The sequence below is a fragment of the Treponema sp. UBA785 genome, assembly GCF_002297065.1.
In the GTDB taxonomy this organism is placed as follows: Bacteria; Spirochaetota; Spirochaetia; order Treponematales; family Treponemataceae; genus Treponema_D.
In genome coordinates, this window is the sequence record NZ_DBJD01000070.1 from 39,415 (window position 1) to 58,179 (window position 18,765).

Below are 18,765 nucleotides of genomic sequence, written 5' to 3' on the forward strand. Positions count from 1 at the left end.
AGCTTAAAAAATGGAAAAAATCACTGTAATTCCAGAAAAAATGGTCTTTGGCGGAAGCTGTCTTGCAAAAGCAAACGGAAAAAACGTATTCATTCCGTACGCAATTCCAGGAGAAAAAATTGAAGTTTCGATAAAAAAAACTTTCCGCGATTACGATATTGCAGAAATTGAAAAAGTTATCGAGCCTTCAGTTCACCGTCAGCTGCCTTTTTGCCCTCTTTACGGAAAATGCGGCGGCTGCAACATGCAGCACATTGATATTGATTTTCAGCGCGAGCTACGGAAACAAATGCTTGCAGACTGTTTTGAACGGGAAGGAATAAAAGTTCCAGAAATTGAAACGATCTCTGGAGAACCGGCAAATTACCGTTCAAGAATCCAGCTTACCGACGGCGGATTTAACGAAAAGCAGACAAACAATATTCTTAAGCTCGACTTCTGCCCGATTGCAACCGACGAAATAAATTCTTACCTTAAAAATGTAACACAAGAACAAAGACCTTTAGGGCGAGTTCATTTTTTTGGAGACAAAAGAATTGTTCCGTCTGCGCAAAATGAATACGACCATCTTGTAATTGCAGATGAAACAAAAAAAGAGCTCTGGGCTTCAAAACAAGTCGGAAAATCAAGAAAAAAGGCAAAAAACAAAGTAAGGCGGCGTTTTGCAGGCACGCTGGCCGACACAAAAAACAACTGCACTGTCTGCATTTCAGGAAAACAAATTGAATTTGATGTGCAGGGATTTTTTCAGTCGAATATGGACGTCCTCGAAAAAACAATAAAGGCTGTAACGTTCAATATGGGCGGAGAAAATGTTCTTGACATGTACTGCGGAGCTGGAACTTTTTCGGTTTTTCTTGCGGATATTTTTAAAAAGACAACCTTGGTCGAGCACAACAGGGACGCGCTTGTCCACGCAGAAGTTAACATGGCAGGAAAAGCGCACGAAACTTACGGCTTGAGCGGAAGCCGCTGGGTCAAAGAAAACGCGCCGATGATTCTTGAAAAAAACGGACCTTTTGACGCAGTTGTAATCGATCCGCCGCGCTCAGGAATGGAAAAAGATGTATGTTCCTGGCTTTGCAAAAACAAGACAGCCCAAATAAGAAGCATTTCCTGCGATCCGGCAACACAGGCACGCGACGCATCTTATTTGATAAAATCCGGCTACAAACTGACAAAACTCTACCTGCTCGACTTTTATCCGCAGACTTCCCATATAGAAAGCCTTGCATATTTTGAGTTTGTTTAATCCGGCTGATAAAATAAATATGAATAAAAAAAAATCGTCAAAAAAAATAAGCATTTTTCTTTTTCTGATTATATTTTCTTCAGAAAAGTTTTTTTCGCAGACCGCGCTTTATCAAACAGATTTGTCAACATTGACTCCGTCCTGGCAAACTGTTATTGGAGGCGAAATTGTCGCTCCTCCGGTCGAAACTTCCTATGGTTTTGCAGCAGTAACGGACGGCAGAATAATAAGCGCCTTTACCCAAAAAGGCGTAATTCTCTGGCAAAAAAGCATAAAAGGCAAAAGCGAAAGATTTTTTTCTTCATGGAACGATTTTTTAATTGCAGTTACGGATAAATCCGTCTTAAACTTTATAAATCCAGGCGGAACTTTTCTTTGGAGCGTAGACTGCGGTTTTGAAATAACACAGAATCCCTTTGTTGGACGTGATGGAAGAATTTTTGTACAAGGCAAAAAAAATATTGCCTGCTACGGATTAAAAGGAAGCCAAAAATGGAAACTTGAGCTGAAAGAAAATGCTGTTTTTTCGACAAGCGAGCTCCCAGACGGAAGCCTTGTTTTCTTCTTTGATCAGACAGACGACGGAAAAACACACGGTTTCAGGCTCAGTCCGTTTGGAGAAGTTTTGGAAGAAATCACTTTTGCAGGCAAAATTTCAGCAAAATCATCCTGTTCCGACGGAATTTTAATGGCGTTTGAAGACGGCTCCGCAGGACTTTTTGCAGAAAGCAAAACAAATTCTGTTTCAAAATGGGTTTTAAAAGGCGAAACCCAAAATTCACCAGTAAAAAAAATAATCTGCGGTCAAAAAACTTCCGCGCTTCTTTATAACAAAGGCACAGAACTAAAAATTAAAACCGTAGAAAATTCAACCGGCCGCCTTATTTCTGAATTTTCCGGCGGAATTATGAGCCTTTTTGATGCAGTTTTTTTGCGGCCGACAGCCAGAGGATTTTTTATAAGCAGCAGCTTTAAAGCAATTGAATTTGACGAAAGCGGAAACATTTTTTGGGAAGCAAAACTGCCTTCTAAAGCAACATGGAATTTCGTCACATATACAAGTTCAAACCAACTTTTTTTGTGCATGAAAAACTGGGTTTTAAATGCTTTTGTCATGTCCCAGAGCGTCGGAAACAAAAAAATCGTGAGCCAGACAAAAAAAACATATACAGTTCCTTCAAAAAATATTCAGAGTTTTGACGGAATAGTTTATTCTCCGGTTCCGCTTTCGCGAATTGAAGAAATTCAGGCAGCCTTTCAAAAAAAAGATTTCTTTCAAAAAGAAAAAACTATGACCGAAGAACTTCAGGAACTTTCACAGTCCTATCTTTCCGAGCTTCTTGAAAAAAACAGAAATCCGCACGAAGACAAGTCGTTTTATTCAAGCAACCCTATTTATACACAGAAATTTCTAGAGGCAATGAGCTATACCGAATCAAACATTTTTGTTTCAGATTTTGCAAATTTTCTTGAACTTGAAGAAGATCCTTTTTTGCTAAACATTTTGGTTCAGAATTCTGCAAATCTTGGCTATGACGAAAGCGGACAGATTTTAAAGGCCTACGAAATTGTTATAGAAAAAAAACTTCAAAAAAAAGATGTAAAGCTTGCAAAGCTTCTGTGCGATTCAACTTACAAAATCGTTGCCTTTACGGGCAGACCGGCGCTCTACCGCCAGGGAAAACAGATTCTTTCAAATTTCATGACAGACCGTTTTGACAGACAAGTGCGAAACTATGCAGGCGAAACTTTTACAAAAATTCTTAAACTTGAACTTTAACGCGTGAAAAATCATAATCTTTGTGATAAAATATTCAAAAATCTTTATTTTGCAGACAGCGTCTTCATAACTGAATTTGGAGGAATTTTATGAAATTATCCAGGGGAATTTTTACAGTCGCTTTGGCTCTTGTATTTTGCGCAAACTCTTTTTCATTGGAAGTTGATGAAAAAGAACTTGAAACAGTTTCTACACAGCCAGTTGTTTTTGAAAACTACAACGGACCTCATTCTGTCATAAATTCTGCGGCAGAAATTGCAGGAATCGGAACTGACCTTGGAAAAATTATTGCAGACAATCCCGAAACTCCAAAAAATGCTGGCTCTTCGCTGCGTTACCAAATTATTCATGCTGTCAATTCAGAGGAAAAAGGCAAATTTGATGCGGATATTTTTGTAATCGGAAGCTCTTCTACAATTGACCACATCAAAAATATAAGAAGAATTATTTCAGCATATCTTTCAAAAGCCTATGGATATTCTTCCGACGACGCGCAGACAGTCGCAACATTCGTAACTGTTTACAACGCAGTTTACCGCGGAAACACTGATTATTTCAATTTAAAATACAAAAAAATCGTTACAGACAATCTGACGGCAGAAAAAGCAGGCATTGCCCTCAACTACCGCGACTGGCCGGGAAAAACCCAGATTGTAATTCCTCTTGCAGACGTAAATGGCGGCTTGAGCACAGTTGACACCTCAGTAATTTCGGACAAAAAAGTCGTTCAGTCTATGCAGGAAGACGAAGACAAGGGAGTCGACTCCAGAAAACAGATGGTAAACATTAAGGAACGAGAGGCAGACAACGCCCAGGAAAAGGCAAACGATGCCCAAAAAAAAGCAGTTGAAGAATCTGCAAAATTAAAAGAAGAACAGAAAAAAGCAGAAACTGCAAAAACTGAAGCCCAGAACGCGCAAAAAGAAGCAGAACAGGCTCAGAAAAAGGCAGAAGAAAATCCGGAAGACAAGCAGGCTCAGAAAGAAGCCGAAGAAAAGCGTCAGGAAGCAGAACAAAAACAGGAAGAAGCAGTTCAGCAGGAACAGAAAGCTCAGGAACAGTCAGAAAAAGCTCAAGAAGCGAAAGACGAAGCAGCCCAGGCTCAGGCCGCCGCAGACACAAAACGCACAGAAGCACAGACAGAACGCACTTCTATCGCGCAAGACCAGCAGACTATTGTCCGGGAACAGACAAAAAATCAAAATGCGGCTGGCGTTTACGGCCTAAAATCAGTTGACGAGCTCGGAATTCTTTCAACCCTCGTAAAACTTAATGCAGAAACAGGAACTGTAATAAAAGAATCTCCAGTAACTGTAATCAGAAGCCGGACAATTTTTGAAACACAGGCCGGATACATTGCAATTGCAGGAACTTCTCTCGGAAACGGAGCCGTAAAACTTGTTGTTCTTGACAAGGAAAATATGGAAATCGTAAAAGAAAGCAATGAAACTATTGCTGAAAATTCAGTTCTTGTAAGCGATGGCTCAAATTTCTATTGTATAATTCAAGACGGAAAAAACTTTGTAACAGGAAAATTCAACGAAAACGCGGAGAATCTTTTAAAATCACAGGTAAATGTAAAGCCTGCAACTCCGCTTACAATAACACAGAACGGAATTCTTGCAACATCAAGTTCAAACATTCCGGTTTTGCTTAATACGAAAGATCTTTCACAGATTAAAAATTAGAAAAAATGAATTTTGCTTTTAAGAAAAATTTTATCTTCTTCATTTTATTGGCTTTTTCAGTTCTATCAGTTCAGGCAAGCGGAAAAAGAGACAAACTTTTTGAGACTGTCGAGACAGGAACTGAAAAAGAAATAAAAACTGCGCTCAAAAAAAATCCGGATTACGCAAATATAAAACGCGGAAAAGAAAAAGAAAGCCTTTTAATGAGCGCATTAAAAGAAGACCGCAGTCTTTCTGTCATCAATATTCTGCTAAAATACGGAGCAGATCCAATGCAAAAAGATGCGGAAAAACGAAATTCTATAATGTATGCGGCAAAATATTCATCTTCTCCAGAAGTTTTAGAAAGACTTATAAAGGACAATTCACTTTTTAATTTTTCCAGACGAAAAAAAATTCTAAAAACCGACAAAAACGGAAAAAATGCTTTCGACTATGTACAAGAAAATTCTTCGCCGAACGATATGATTGAAGTTTTGCGGAAATTTATAAAAGAAAAAACTGAAAAATCAGAAGAAAATGAACAGATTTTGGAAGAAGTTCAAAAAGAACAGGAAGAAACACAAATTCCCCAAAATATAAAAACAGAAGAAACTGTTTTGGAAAATAAAAAAGAAGAAGCAAAAATAGAAGAAAAAACAGAAAATCCAAAACTGCCTGCGCCGGAAGAAAACGCGGAAAATAAAAAAAATGAGAAAAATGACAGTGCAGAAGACGTAGCATTGAATTCTATTATGCAGAACGGAAACGAAGATGAAACTTTAACTTCTGCGCCGCAAAAAGAAGATGAAACAACTTCTACAGAAAAAATGCCGGAGTTTGAAAGAAAAATTGAAATCTCTCCATACGAAAAAACTAACCTTTTCGATTATGCGCTGGAAAACGACGGCAATGAAGTTCCGCAAAAAAGCAGTCCATCTATTTTAAGAACTTTTATAGAAAATCCGGACGAAAAGGACAGCGAAGGACGGACAAAACTTATGAATGCCGCCAAACAAGGAGATTTAAATCTTACAGAAGATTTGATTTTTTCAAAAGCAAATATAAATGCAAAGGACAATGACGGCTGGACTGCGCTAATGTTTGCCTCAAGATTTTCTGAAAACGACAAGGTTGTAGAGAAACTTATAAAAAATGGAGCCGACATAAAGGCAAAAAACAATTACGGTGTAAGTTCGTTAAAACTGGCATCTAGTTTTTCAAAAAATTCAAAAATCGTTTCGCAGCTGCTTTCGGGCTATGAGATTTCTGACAGCGAAGTTCGTTCATCTTTTATAACCGCAATAACAGAGGAATCTCCTTCTCAAATACTGGATGCCTTTTTTGAATATGGACTTCCAGTAAATTCTTTTTATGACGGAAAAACTCCGCTTATGTACGCGGCAGAATTCTGCAAAGATACAAAAATAATTCAATGGCTCTTGTCAAACGGAGCAAAAATCAGCTACAAGACAGATTCGGGAATGACAGCCTTTGATTTTGCAAAGAAAAACAAAAAATTAAAGCGCGATTCCATTTTCTGGAGTTTGGAAAATTTCTAAAAAAATTATTTAAAACAATTTTGGAGCAAACAATGAGAATTACCGGCGGCAAATTAAAAGGAAGAATAATAAAGTGTCCAGACGGAATAATCCGCCCGGCAATGGACAGAATGAGAGAATCTGTTTTTGCCGTTATTGGCGATTTAACCGGAAAAAGCTGGCTAGATTTGTTCAGCGGTTCGGGAACTATCGCAATCGAAGCGGCAAGCCGAGGAGCAACCGAAGTTCAGCTTTGCGAAAAAGACAAAATCAAAATAAAGACGGTTTTAGACAATGTTTCCGTAACAGAAAAAGAATGCGGAGTAAAAATCGGCTGCCACTTTATGGCAGTAGAACTTTTTTTAAAGCGCTGCCACGATAAATTCGACTTCATATTTTTTGACCCGCCTTTTCCATACAAATTCAGAAAAGATTTAATAAAATCAGTAGATAAATATTCACTTTTAAATCCAAACGGAACCGTTTTAATCCACTACCCCGAAGAAGATCCTCTTCCAGAGAAAATCGGAAACCTCGTCCTAAAAGACAAGCGCGTTTACGGACGCTCACTCGTCAATTTTTATAAAAAAGAAGAAAATATAAGTCCAGAAGTTCAGCAATAACAGAAAAAATAATTTCCTTGACTTTGATTTTTTTCGTGGTAGAATTTATTTAAGTTAAAATATAAAGGTAAAAAAGTGAATGTCACTTCAAAAAAATGCTTTTCTCACGGCAGTTGAGTCAAACCGGCCATCTGATGGTTTTATAAAAGTTACAGATTCTCCATTAGTTTCACTGTCTTCCGAACAGAAAGTCATATTGAACCGCAAGGGCAACGAGCTTTTTAACAATGGTAAAATTCAGGAAGCCGCAAGAATATTTATAACAACCGGCTATTCCGACGGACTTACCAGAGTTGGAGATTTATTGAGCAAAAAGAACCAGTCGCTCAAGGCCTTGAAATTTTATATTTTGGCAAAAAACAAAAGAAAATGCGAAGTCCTTTACGAAAAAATCGCAAAAATAATCTCGCTTCTTGTTAAAGAATAAAAAACGCGAAAAACGATGAATTATAAAAATAGAATCGCACTAGGAGAGCACAAAATGTCCGATGTAAAAAATGAAACCATAATTGCAAATCAACCAGAACAAAAAGACGCAGAAAAAATTGCAGAAATTTCAAAAAAAGGCTACCAGCTTTTAAAAGAAGACAGGATTAAAGATGCAATTGATGCGTTCAATTCAATTTTGCAGATTGAAGACAACAATAATTACGCTCTTGTCGGACTTGGCGATTGTGAAAGAAAGCAAAATCACTTTAAAAATGCAGTCGATTTTTATTCAAAATGTCTTTCTGTTCACCCTGGAAACAACTACGCTCTTTTTGGCCTTGCAGACTGCTATAAGGCTTTGAACAAGTATCACAAGGCAATTGAAATTTGGGAGCAGTATCTCTTACACGATGACAGAAACATTACAGTCCTTACAAGAGTTGCCGATGCCTATAGAAAAATCCGAGACTTTAAAAAATCAAAAGAAATGTATCTTAAAGTTCTAGATATGGAAGACAAAAACGCCTACGCCCTGATTGGAATCGGACATCTTTATTACGATTTTAAGGAATACAAAGACGCGCTTTACTATTGGACAAAAATGCTAGAAATAAACGCAGATGCCGTTGATATCCGGGTACTTACTTCAATCGGAAACTGCCACAGAAAACTAAAAACATTCGACAAAGGAATTAAATATTTTGAGCGCGCGCTGGAAATGGATCCGGACAATTTCTATGTTCTTTTTGGCCTTGCAGACTGCTACCGCGGAATGAACCAGCAGTACCGTTCAGTTGAATATTGGAACAGAATTCTAAAAAATGATCCTGCAAATAAAGTAATTCTTACACGTGCAGGAGACGCTTACAGAAATACAGGCGATTATAAAAAGGCGGAAGAATACTATAACCGCGCAATGGAAATAGACTTTGACATTTACGCAGCGCTCGGACTTGCCCTAATCTGCAAGGGTGAAGGAAATTTTGACAAAGCAATTGAAAGGCTGAACAATTTAATCAAAAACGATCCAAAAAATTACCGTCTTTACATAGACCTCGCCGACTGTTATTTAAAAATAAATGACAAAAATAAAGCTGTCGAGGTTTTAAGGACTTTTCAAAAAACTGGAACCAAAAACGCTGTAATTTCTGAGATGTTAAGCAAAATAATTGAAGGAAAGCCTTTAAATTAGTAAAAAAAAACATTATTTTTCTAGGTAGAATGAACGAAAAAATAGCAGTTTCAGGTCTTTTGCCTGAAGAAATTTCAGAACAGTTAAATATTACTCCGGCTTTCCGCGGAAAACAGATTTTTGAGTGGATTGGAAAAGGCGCCGACAGTTTTGACGCAATGACGAATTTAAGCCAGGAACTTCGCAATTCACTTTCTCAAAAAGCAGTCCTCAGATGCAGCGAGGTTTCTAAAGTTTTAAAAGATCCAGATGGAACTATAAAACTTCAGATTACTTTGAACGACGGGCTTGCGGTCGAAACAGTCTTGCTTACCGATAAAGAAAAACGAAAAACCGCCTGTGTAAGCTGTCAGGTCGGCTGTGCAATGAACTGCGCTTTCTGCCAGACAGGACACCTTGGACTTGCAAGAAGCTTGACAGCCTCAGAAATCGTCGAGCAGTTTTTGTACCTTGAAAAATATGCAGGTCCGCTCGACAATATTGTCTTTATGGGAATGGGAGAGCCAATGATGAATCTTCCGGCAGTCCGAAAAGCAATTTCCGTCTTAACAGATAAACGCGGCAGAAACCTTTCTGGAAGAAGAATTACACTCTCAACATCTGGAGTAATAAAAGGAATTTACGATTTAGCAGACAACGGACCTTTAATCAGGCTCGCAGTCTCGCTCACAACGGCAGATCCGCTTCTCCGTGAACAAATAATGCCGATTACAAAGGCAAATCCTCTTGAAGAGCTCCGAAAAGCAATAGATTACTATGCAAAAAAAACAGGAAAACGCGTAACTTTAGAAGCCGCGCTTCTCCATGACACGAACACAAGCGCAGAATCAGCAGAAAATATGATAAATTTTGCAAAAGGAATAGATGTAAACATAAACCTTATTCCATGGAATCCCGTCGAAACATTGCCATTTACCGAACCTTCAAACAATGAATGTCATCGATTTGTCGAAAAACTTGAAAAAGCAGGTCTAAACGTAACACTGCGCACAAGACGCGGACGGGAAATCGGAGGAGCCTGCGGTCAACTTGGAAAAACACTTTCTGACAAAATCGTAGAAGGAAAAAAACTTTCAGGAAGCAAAAAATACGGAAACGGAGAAGATTAAAAAACTATTTTTTTAAGAAGATATTTCTATTTTTTGAATAATTGTTGATATAAAAAAAAAGTTATTTGAATAACTTCCAATTATTGATATAATGATAGAAGAATTTTTAGATACCGTGATTTTTATTAGTCCCGCAGGAGAAATTTTCTTATGCAGAAAAAAATATATGTTGTTGGAATGTTCGATGCCGATACCTGTGCAAAAGTAGAAGCTGCCGTAAAAGCTGTTGCAGGTGTAACAAACTGTGTTGCAAATGCAGAAAAATCTCAAGTTCTAGTTGATTTTGAAGGTTCTGCCGAAGATGCAATAAACAGCGCTATTTCTTCTACAGGTGTTGAAGTACTCAATTAAAATTATTTTTTAAGGAAGTGTCATGCTTAAAGTTACGGTTTTAGACGGTTATGCGGCAAATCCAGGTGATTTGGATTGGGATATTTTTAAGGATATTGCAGAATTGACGGTTTACGACCGTACCCCGCCAGAACTTGTTGTTGAAAGAATCGGAGATTCCGATGCTATTTTTTTAAACAAAGTAAACATCACTAAACAGATAATTGAACAGTGCCCAAACCTAAAATACATTGGAGTTATGGCGACTGGATATAATGTTGTAGACACAAAAGCCGCAAGAGAGGCTGGAATTACAGTAACAAATATTCCTGCATATTCTACAGACTCTGTCGCACAGCACACATTTGCCTTGATTTTAAATTTTACAAACCAGGTTGAACAGCATTCACAATCCGTTCAAAACGGCGATTGGATAAAAAGCCCGGATTTTTGTTATTGGAAAAGCCCATTGACAGAACTCAAAGGCAAAACACTGGGAATTTTTGGCTTCGGCTCGATTGGACAAAAAGTTGCAGAAATTGCTCATGCCTTTGGAATGAATGTAATTATTCACGTTCATTCGCCAAATTCTTTTAAAGGAAACGAAAAGGCGGTTTCTTTAGATGAGCTTTTTGAACAGAGCGATTTTATCACCCTTCATGCGCCGATGACTGCGGAAACATCGCAGCTGATCAACAAAAATACTATTTCCAAGATGAAAAAGACCGCCATCATAATAAATACAGCCCGCGGCGGTCTTGTAAACGAAAGCGATTTAAGACAGGCCCTCGATAAAGGCCAGATAGCCGGCTATGCAGCAGATGTAATCGGAACAGAACCAATGAAAAGCGACTGCCCCCTCTACAAGGCAAAAAATTGCGTTTTGACTCCGCATATTGCCTGGGCGCCGCTAGAAGCAAGACAGCGCCTTTTTAAGATTGCTCTTGAAAATTTAAAGGCCTTTTCCGCCGGAAAAAGCATAAACGTTGTTAATTAGAATTCCTGTATTGTATTTTCCTTGCAAAAACGGTAAATTATTTAAAAATACTAAAGAATTTTAGAGGTACTAAAGATGGGAAAGACTATTGCTCAGAAGATTTTTGAATCGCATTTGGTAGATACTCCGTTTGAAGGAACTTATGTTTTAAAACTTGACCGTGTATTCTGTCACGAAATTACAACTCCAATCGCAATAAATGATTTGGTAGAACGCGGCAAGGACAAGGTTTTTGATCCTGCAAAAATCAAGGCCGTAATCGACCACGTAACTCCTGCAAAAGACAGCAAAACTGCAACTCAAGGAAAAATATTAAGAGATTGGGCTCGCCGTAACAATATAAAAGACTTTTTTGACATTGGCGCCAACGGTGTTTGCCACGCAATTTTCCCAGAAAAAGGCTTTGTACGTCCAGGCTTTACAGTAATCATGGGCGACAGCCACACTTGTACTCACGGAGCGTTCGGCGCTTTTGCAGCCGGAGTTGGAACGACAGATCTTGAAGTTGGAATTTTGAAGGGTGTATGCTCGTTCAAAGAACCAAAAACAATCAAATTTGTGCTTAACGGAAAACTCAAAGAAGGAGTTTACGCAAAAGACGTAATTCTTCATTTGATTGGAAAAATCGGCGTAAACGGCGCAACAAACTGTGTAGTTGAATTTACCGGTCCAATCGTAGACAACATGGGAATGGAAGAGCGCATGACTCTCTGCAATATGGCTGTAGAAGCCGGCGGCACAAGCGGAATCTGCTTCCCAGATGAAAAAACTGTTGAATACCTTTGGGAATTCATCAAAGACGAATATAAAACTAAAGAAGACGCGATTGCCGACTATGCAAAATGGCGCGATGACGAGGACGCTGTTTACGAAAAAGTAATCACAGAAGATCTTTCTAATCTTGAGCCAGTATGCACAATCAACTACAAGCCGGATCAGATTAAAAATATTTCAGAAATGAAAGGCACACGTGTTGATCAGGTATACATTGGTTCTTGCACAAACGGACGAATCTCTGACCTTCGCATTGCGGCAGGAGTTTTAAAAGGTCATCACCTCGCGGACGGAGTGCGCGGAATCGTTTCTCCTGCGACTCCAAAAATTTACAAAATGGCTGTAGCAGAAGGCTTGATTGACATCTTCCTTGAAGCAGGATTCTGTGTAACAAACCCTACCTGCGGCGCTTGTCTTGGCATGTCGAACGGAGTGCTTGCTGAAGGCGAAGTTTGCGCTTCTACAACAAACCGCAACTTTAACGGACGCATGGGAAAAGGCGGAATGGTTCACCTTATGAGCCCTGCTTCTGCCGCTGCAACAGCAATTACAGGAACAATTACAAATTCAGAAAATTACAAAGGATAAAATAAAAGGCAGAGAATAATTTTCGTTCTCTGCCAAAATGGGAGAAAATTATGAAAGCATTCGGCGGACCGGTACTTTTTTTGGATCGTTCAGACATTAACACTGACGAAATCATTCCTGCAAAATATTTGACTGAAATTTCAAAACAGGCTTTAAAGCCATACTGTCTTGAAGACCTTAAACTCGATGGATTCGACGCGAAACGCGATGTTCCAGGAAAAAAAGTAATCATTACCCGTGAAAACTTTGGCTGCGGTTCAAGCCGAGAACATGCGCCTTGGGCCCTCGAAGTAAACGGAATCTATGCAGTAATCGCTCCGAATTTTGCAAGAATTTTCAGACAGAATATGTATAACTGCGGTCTTCTTGCTTTGGAAATGCCAAAACGCGAAATTGACGATATGTTCCGCACATTCGCCGACAAAGAATGTGAATGTAAAATCGAGCCAAAAGATGACGGCACATGGAAAGTAAAGCTTATTGCCGGCTCTCTTTCAAAAAGCTATCCTTTTAAGCTTGAAGGCTTTGAAAAGGCCCTGATTGAAAATGAAGGCTGGATTGGCTACGCTGAGTCAAAATACTAGCTTTATATTTTTATAAAAAAAGCTGCCTTGGAAAATTTTTCTAAGGCAGCCTTTTTTTTGCGCTTTTAAAGATATTTTGCAGTTTACAGCTATTTTATTTTTCGATAAAACCGCGTTTTTCCAGCTCATTTAGAATTAAATCCACAATCTGCTCTGGAGAATAATTTGCAGTGTCTATTATCAAGTCGGCAAAGTCGTATTTATTGTTGTCAATTTCATAGAGCTTTTTATAGCGCCGGCTGTCCTCGCTGTCGCGCATTGCCGTAAAACGGGCGATTTCCGCAAGATCGCCGCCTTCACGGTTAAAAACGCGCCCAGCCCTGGTTTCATCGCTTGCATAAAGATAAACTTTAAAATCTGCAATTTTCAGCATCCAGATTGCAAGGCGGCTTCCAAGAACGCAGCTTTCTTTTTCTGCAAGCTCAACCTGATGGGTGTCCACATATTTGTCATAAGAATCATCATTCTTTGCATTTTCTATTACCTGGGCAAGAGTAAGCCCTTTTTCTGCGGCAAGCTGGCGGAAAGTATAATTGATCATCTTAATTCCAAGCTTCTGGCTCAAAAGAGTAGAAACCGTTGTATTCCCGCAGCCAGATTTTCCGCTGATTGCAACACGAAGTTCTTTTTTTAATTTCATTTTTTTCTCCAGTTTTTTATTTGGGATTTTTCAGGCAAAGCAAAAATTATTCCACATTTTTGCTCTGTTCACGGATATTTTCAAGGGCATCTTTTGCATTTATGACCATCTCGCCTACTTCCGTAAACTGATTTTTTGAGCCGATTGTGTTTATTTCGCGGTTTGCTTCCTGGCAGATAAAGTCAATGCGTTTTCCAGGAACCGGGTTTTGCAAGAATTCATTGCGCATTGCAGAAAGATGGCTGTGCAGACGAATGATTTCCTCGTTAATCGTGTATTTTATCATCATTGAGGCGACTTCTGTCATAATCCGGTTCTGGTCTGCGCTGTCGCCCAAAAGCTCGTTAAAGCGGGTTGTAATCTGCTCCCTGAATTTCTGTTCCATCTTTGGCTGCCATTCCTTAAAGAAAGAAGCGCAGCTGTCAAGAATGTCAAGTTTTTTTAGAAGATCAGCTTTGAGGTTTTCGCCCTCGCGTTCACGGTCAGAAACAAACTGTTCAAAAACTTCGTTAAAAACAGGCTCGATTTTTGACCAGTAAGACTCGGCGTCATATTCATGGGTTATATTTAAAACCCCGTCCTGGGCCACAATCAGAGAAAGAGGAATTGAAGCGGCCGGATAGCCAAGAGCCTCGCTTACTTTTGCGATTGCATCGCGATACATTAAAGCCGCGGCAGGGTCAGGATTTACCTTTGCAGTAGAATTCATATCCTTTACGCGGATTGCAAGGTCGATTTTTCCGCGCACGATTTTAGAAGAAACGATTTTGCGGATTTTTGCTTCAAGGGGATTCAAGAACGAAGGAATATTCACATTCAAATCCAAAAAACGGTTGTTCACGGATTTTATTTCAACGCTGATCTGGGTATTTTCGACTATGGTTTCTTTAAAGCCATATCCTGTCATGCTGTTCATAAATTTTTATCTCCATATTTAATATCAAATCTTTGCTGTAATCGCAATAGACTAAAAAAATTGTCAGTTTTTTGTCTCAAGCATTTTTAGAACTTTAGTTCCAACCTGCCAGTTGTTCCCGGCGCCCATTGTTACAAAAATATATCCGTCAGGATAACCGCTCCCGGAAGGCTCGGAAAGCATTTTAAATGCGGTTTCTGCGGCCTCATCAAATTCGCCGCAGTAAGTTACGTCCTTATGATATTTTTTTGCATGCTCAGAAAGAATTTCGCCGCTGACCTTTGCGCAGGAAGCGTTCTCGCGGGCGCTCGCATAAATTTTATTGATAATAACCTTGTCAGCGCTCGCAAAGCTGGAAGCAAAATCCTCGAGCAAGGCCGCTGTTCTTGTGTATGTGTGGCTCATAAAGTCAACGATAATCTTGTGCCCCTTATAAAAATTGCGGAACCCTTCGAGCGTTGTCCTGATTGCTGTCGGGTGATGCCCGTAGTCGTCAATAAAGATAACTTCCTGCCCAAGAGGAGTTTTTGCGCGTCCTACAATTTCGCTCCGTCTTCTTCCGCCCTTAAAACTTAAAAGGCCTTCTTTGATTTTTTCTTTGTAGGAAGACAAGTCTTTTCCGTAGGTTTTTAGAAGCTCGCAGTTCAACGCGACGGCGGCGGCAGAATTGCGGACATTGTGCTTTCCAGGAACGCAGATTGCACATTCTCCGAGGCAAGCCACTTCAAAATATTGCTTTCCGCCTTCTACACGGCCAAATTTTAATCGGTAGGCGCCATCAGCATTCTCGCCGTAAGAAACCATTTTTATGTCTGGACGTTTTTCAAACGCGATTCTTGCAGTCTCCAAAGCGCCGCTGTCATCAGCGCAAAAAATCAGCTGTCCGCCCCGAGGCAAAAGACAGATATAATCGACAAAAGCGCGCTGTATGTCTTTAAAAGTCGGATAATAATCCTGATGATCGCTTTCGACAGAAGTAAGAATAATTTTCTGCGGACAAAAAGACATAAAGTGCCTTTGATACTCGCAGGTCTCAGCAATAAAAAAAGACTTTTTTAGAGGAGAGGATTCGGCAGAAACCGGGCTTGTATAAGTGCAGCCTCCAAAAGAAGAAATTATGCTTCCTGCAAGGACTGCGCCCGGAAAGCCAAGCTCCTTAAAAATAGAGCCGCAAAGGCCTGTCGTTGTGGTTTTTCCGTGAACTCCGCAAACTCCGCACGAATAAGCATTCTTAGAAAACGCTCCAAGAGCCTGAGTATAAAGCAAAACAGGAATTCCGCGTTTTACGGCTTCTGCAAGGTCAGGATTGGTTTCCGGATTATATGCAGAAGAGTAAATTACAAGCTGAACGCTGTCCGTAATATTTTGCGAGCTAAAAGGCAGAGCCTTAATCTTTAGCTTGTCAAGAATTTCGTCAGTGTAAAAACGCTCAGAGACATCGCTTCCGGTAATCACAGCCCCATGGGCATGAAGAATTTCGACAAGAGCAGCAACCCCAGTTCCTTTTATTCCGACACAATGAATATGAAAACCTTTCAAATCGGAAGGCAAAACAGAATCACACATTTTATTAAAACTTTCCAAAAAAATAAAATTAGCGGCAAAAGCAAAAAGCCAAGCCGCCATAATATTTTACTTCTTTTGACGAATTGCTTCAATTCATTGTGTAAACGTTGCTTAAAATCAAATGGTATATCCTTTACATTTTTTGTTAATAATAATACAAGTTTATTTTTTGCATCTGCGTATCCTACTTCATAAAATACATTAGGATTTCGTCCTGTCATATCTGCTATGATAAAGTCTGCATCGTTAATCTTTTTATAAACTTTCCTCGACCATATTTGTATCAAAGAAATCATCATCCAGACGTTTTGCATCAACATCACATTCTTTTGCAGTTGCTTTTATTCCTAGCTTGTATACATCATTAAAATCTGAGCCAAAAGGCATTATGACAAAAGCTTTATATTTACTCATTTTTTATTCTCCAAGTTTTTCGCACAATGGCAGCATTTTTTCGATTGCGGCGACAATGCGTTTTTGCTCGGCGAGTGGCGGAAGAGGAACAATACCTTTGTATAATCTATCATCATTAATTGCTGGATATGCAACTCCTTTTGAATTTTCAGTATCATTTGCGTAATTATCAAAAGATGGTGAAAGTAAATAATAAAATAAATATTGATTATTTATTTGAGGATAGCAAGCTAAAACTGCAAATCCAGTACTTGCGATAGGCTCTTTTTCAAAGTCCTTATCAATAATGCACATGTTATGTAAGTACGGCCTTACGGTCGCATAAATAATATCACCCTTTTTCACAATTTTTCTTGCCCTTGAAGGGGCCTGCTCTGGTAAAACAAAGTTTTCTTTATCATTTAACTTTTGATGCAGATTATCTATTGAACCAATATCAATATAACTGAATTCTTTATCAGGTGTTTTTTGACCGTTGTTATAAACAATCTCCCCCAATCTACACCAGCACCAGCTTTCTGGAATATCAAAAGGAATCTCTTCTTCTGTAATGTCACACGGATTCGAGCCAGCTAACGCTGTCTCTTTTTTTGATTTCCTTTTTCCAGATTTTGCGTTAGCAAAATCCAATCCGTGTGACAATTTTTCTTTCCGTATCTCTTCCAGCAAATCCCGCGCATTTCCTTCGCTGGCTATCTGAGGAACAAGTTTTCCCTGAACGGCTTCCTGCAGGATTGCCTTTTTTGTGAGTGTGCCGATTTTTTCATTAATGGCTTTGAGTTGTGTTTCTTTTTTGCCGTATTCTTCTATGAGCGGCATGAACTTTTCGATTGCAGCGACAATGCGTTTTTGTTCAGATAGTGGGGGAAGAGGTATAACAAAATCAGCAAGAACTGCTGGTTTTAGTTCAGTCTGATTTGTTGAGCCGGTTCCACATTTTTCCAGTACTGGTTGGTTTAATTTCAGAACGTAATAAAGATAATGCTGATTGATGTTGCCAATGGAGCGAATAACAGTAACATGGCTATCTGGATAAACGCCTTTTATTCCTGCAGGAACTTGTGTTTCGTACAATCCAACTCTTCCCATGGTTCCGCCACCAGTAGAATTGATGACTATATCACCCTGTACAAGATTGTCAGTTTCGGAATATCTAGTAATGCTATTTTCATCAAGATATAATGCAAGACCTAAATCAATACCACCAGTTTTTACATTACATTTTTGAGCAAATGCTAAGAAATTACTTTTATCAGCATATTTTGGTGATTTTCCTCGTTTAATCTCATTACAAATCTCCCCCAATCTGCACCAACACCAGCTTTCTGGAATATCAAAAGGAATCTCTTCTTCTGTAATGTCACACGGATTCGAGCCAGCTAACGCTGTCTCTTTTTTTGATTTCCTTTTTCCAGATTTTGCGTTAGCAAAATCCAATCCGTGTGACAATTTTTCTTTCCGTATCTCTTCCAGTAAATCCCGTGCGTTGCCTTCACTTGCAATCTGAGGAACGAGTTTTCCCTGTATTGCTTCCTGTAAAAGCGCATTTTTCAAATCTTTTGCGGTCATAGAGTAATTCCTGTAAGCTGCTGGATTTTTTCCTTGCTCCAGTCTTCATTCTGCCAGTAAAAATATTCGGTCTTTCTTTTTTTGAATATTCTGAACGGTAATGTGGAATTGTCATAAATATGGAGGACATCACAAACTTTCACGAGTTCGGGAATAAGTTTTATTGCTTTTTCATAACGAGAACGGATTTTATCTTCTGGAACGGAATGTCCACCATTTGCAGCACGGGATTCTATGCGAGAAACATTAATGTCAGGATTACGGGTAAGAACATAAATACAGCGTATAAAAAAGCCTTTTTCTTTTGCCTTTTGCAAAAGTTTAAGATTACGGTCTGTTGAAAGAACAGTTTCAAAGGTAAAACTTTTATTTTGAGCAACACAATCTTCACGCATTTTTTCGGCAAGTTGGGCTGCTTCCAAATCGGAACAGTAGTTTGTACGTTTTATTTCATCTGCATTTATATATGGTTCTATTACTTTTGCAAGTTTTGTAACTGTTGTTTTTCCGCTTCCATTTGGACCTGCAAAAACAATGATTTCAGGTTTCTTAATTTGCTCGCACATATTTTTTTGTTCCATCGGCATAAAGAAGGTAAGCAGTATTTGTTGCTGAGTCGTAGCAGGAAATTGGAGTTCCCTTTGCTTTTTTTATTTCATTTTCTATTCTTACGGCTTCAATAAAGCGTTTTGTGAGTTCATCGTCTGAAACGCCACAAGTTGAATCCAATTCATTTTGATCCATTAATAAGTCCTCCTATATATTATAGTAGCCCGAATGTCGAGTTTTGATAA

19 protein-coding genes are annotated in these 18,765 nt (G+C 39.0%); 12 read left to right on the top strand and 7 right to left on the bottom strand.

Annotated elements, in window-relative coordinates; genetic code table 11:
* Positions 1-10 precede the first annotated feature (10 nt).
* The 12 genes from rlmD to B2X33_RS05915 all read left to right on the top strand — a co-directional run bounded on the left by rlmD (position 11) and on the right by B2X33_RS05915 (position 12,866).
* Entirely contained in the window at positions 11-1,252 is a 1,242-nt protein-coding gene (gene rlmD / locus B2X33_RS05860; RefSeq protein WP_296668302.1) for a 23S rRNA (uracil(1939)-C(5))-methyltransferase RlmD, read from the top strand.
* Between the two features lie 19 nt (positions 1,253-1,271).
* Positions 1,272-3,032, top strand: a complete 1,761-nt coding sequence (locus B2X33_RS05865) for a hypothetical protein (protein WP_296668304.1) — start codon at positions 1,272-1,274, stop codon at positions 3,030-3,032.
* Positions 3,033-3,121: 89 nt separating this feature from the next.
* On the top strand, positions 3,122-4,720 hold the full coding sequence (locus B2X33_RS05870) for a P83/100 family protein (protein ID WP_296668306.1): 1,599 nt from the start codon (positions 3,122-3,124) through the stop codon (positions 4,718-4,720).
* A 5-nt stretch (positions 4,721-4,725) separates the two neighbouring features.
* Positions 4,726-6,261 carry an ankyrin repeat domain-containing protein gene (locus tag B2X33_RS05875; protein ID WP_296668308.1) on the top strand — a complete coding sequence of 512 codons (1,536 nt, stop codon included), beginning with the start codon at positions 4,726-4,728 and terminating at the stop codon, positions 6,259-6,261.
* Between the two features lie 32 nt (positions 6,262-6,293).
* Positions 6,294-6,863: a 16S rRNA (guanine(966)-N(2))-methyltransferase RsmD gene (rsmD, locus tag B2X33_RS05880; protein ID WP_296668309.1), complete on the top strand. Its 570-nt coding sequence runs from the start codon at positions 6,294-6,296 to the stop codon at positions 6,861-6,863.
* A gap of 79 nt (positions 6,864-6,942) precedes the next feature.
* Positions 6,943-7,290: a hypothetical protein gene (locus B2X33_RS05885; protein WP_296668311.1), complete on the top strand. Its 348-nt coding sequence runs from the start codon at positions 6,943-6,945 to the stop codon at positions 7,288-7,290.
* Between the two features lie 54 nt (positions 7,291-7,344).
* Positions 7,345-8,484, top strand: a complete 1,140-nt coding sequence (locus B2X33_RS05890; RefSeq protein ID WP_296668313.1) for a tetratricopeptide repeat protein — start codon at positions 7,345-7,347, stop codon at positions 8,482-8,484.
* A 29-nt stretch (positions 8,485-8,513) separates the two neighbouring features.
* Positions 8,514-9,593, top strand: coding sequence for a dual-specificity RNA methyltransferase RlmN (gene rlmN / locus B2X33_RS05895; RefSeq protein ID WP_296668315.1), 1,080 nt, complete (start codon positions 8,514-8,516; stop codon positions 9,591-9,593).
* Between the two features lie 150 nt (positions 9,594-9,743).
* The gene (locus tag B2X33_RS05900) at positions 9,744-9,944 is read left to right on the top strand and encodes a cation transporter (RefSeq protein ID WP_296023604.1); all 201 of its coding nucleotides are present in this window, start codon (positions 9,744-9,746) and stop codon (positions 9,942-9,944) included.
* A 22-nt stretch (positions 9,945-9,966) separates the two neighbouring features.
* Positions 9,967-10,920, top strand: coding sequence for a D-2-hydroxyacid dehydrogenase (locus tag B2X33_RS05905; protein ID WP_296668318.1), 954 nt, complete (start codon positions 9,967-9,969; stop codon positions 10,918-10,920).
* Positions 10,921-10,995: 75 nt separating this feature from the next.
* Positions 10,996-12,282 carry a 3-isopropylmalate dehydratase large subunit gene (locus B2X33_RS05910; protein WP_296668320.1) on the top strand — a complete coding sequence of 429 codons (1,287 nt, stop codon included), beginning with the start codon at positions 10,996-10,998 and terminating at the stop codon, positions 12,280-12,282.
* A 50-nt stretch (positions 12,283-12,332) separates the two neighbouring features.
* Positions 12,333-12,866: a 3-isopropylmalate dehydratase small subunit gene (locus B2X33_RS05915; RefSeq protein WP_078929994.1), complete on the top strand. Its 534-nt coding sequence runs from the start codon at positions 12,333-12,335 to the stop codon at positions 12,864-12,866.
* A 94-nt stretch (positions 12,867-12,960) separates the two neighbouring features.
* On the opposite strand, the gene cmk is transcribed toward B2X33_RS05915, so the two are convergent.
* The 7 genes from cmk to B2X33_RS05950 all read right to left on the bottom strand — a co-directional run bounded on the left by cmk (position 12,961) and on the right by B2X33_RS05950 (position 18,715).
* Positions 12,961-13,506, bottom strand: a complete 546-nt coding sequence (cmk, locus tag B2X33_RS05920; protein WP_296023593.1) for a (d)CMP kinase — start codon at positions 13,504-13,506, stop codon at positions 12,961-12,963.
* A gap of 46 nt (positions 13,507-13,552) precedes the next feature.
* Positions 13,553-14,422 (bottom strand): YicC/YloC family endoribonuclease, encoded by an 870-nt coding sequence (locus B2X33_RS05925; RefSeq protein WP_296668322.1) that lies wholly within the window; start codon positions 14,420-14,422, stop codon positions 13,553-13,555.
* A gap of 63 nt (positions 14,423-14,485) precedes the next feature.
* Positions 14,486-15,988, bottom strand: a complete 1,503-nt coding sequence (gene murC, locus B2X33_RS05930; RefSeq protein WP_296668324.1) for a UDP-N-acetylmuramate--L-alanine ligase — start codon at positions 15,986-15,988, stop codon at positions 14,486-14,488.
* 255 nt (positions 15,989-16,243) lie between these two features.
* Positions 16,244-16,402: a hypothetical protein gene (locus B2X33_RS05935; protein WP_296668325.1), complete on the bottom strand. Its 159-nt coding sequence runs from the start codon at positions 16,400-16,402 to the stop codon at positions 16,244-16,246.
* 3 nt (positions 16,403-16,405) lie between these two features.
* Positions 16,406-17,971 (bottom strand): restriction endonuclease subunit S, encoded by a 1,566-nt coding sequence (locus B2X33_RS05940; protein WP_296668327.1) that lies wholly within the window; start codon positions 17,969-17,971, stop codon positions 16,406-16,408.
* Positions 17,968-18,537 carry an ATPase gene (locus B2X33_RS05945; RefSeq protein WP_178748663.1) on the bottom strand — a complete coding sequence of 190 codons (570 nt, stop codon included), beginning with the start codon at positions 18,535-18,537 and terminating at the stop codon, positions 17,968-17,970. The genes B2X33_RS05940 and B2X33_RS05945 overlap by 4 nt, the downstream gene beginning before the upstream one ends.
* Positions 18,521-18,715, bottom strand: coding sequence for a hypothetical protein (locus B2X33_RS05950; RefSeq protein WP_296023574.1), 195 nt, complete (start codon positions 18,713-18,715; stop codon positions 18,521-18,523). The genes B2X33_RS05945 and B2X33_RS05950 overlap by 17 nt, the downstream gene beginning before the upstream one ends.
* Positions 18,716-18,765 lie beyond the last annotated feature (50 nt).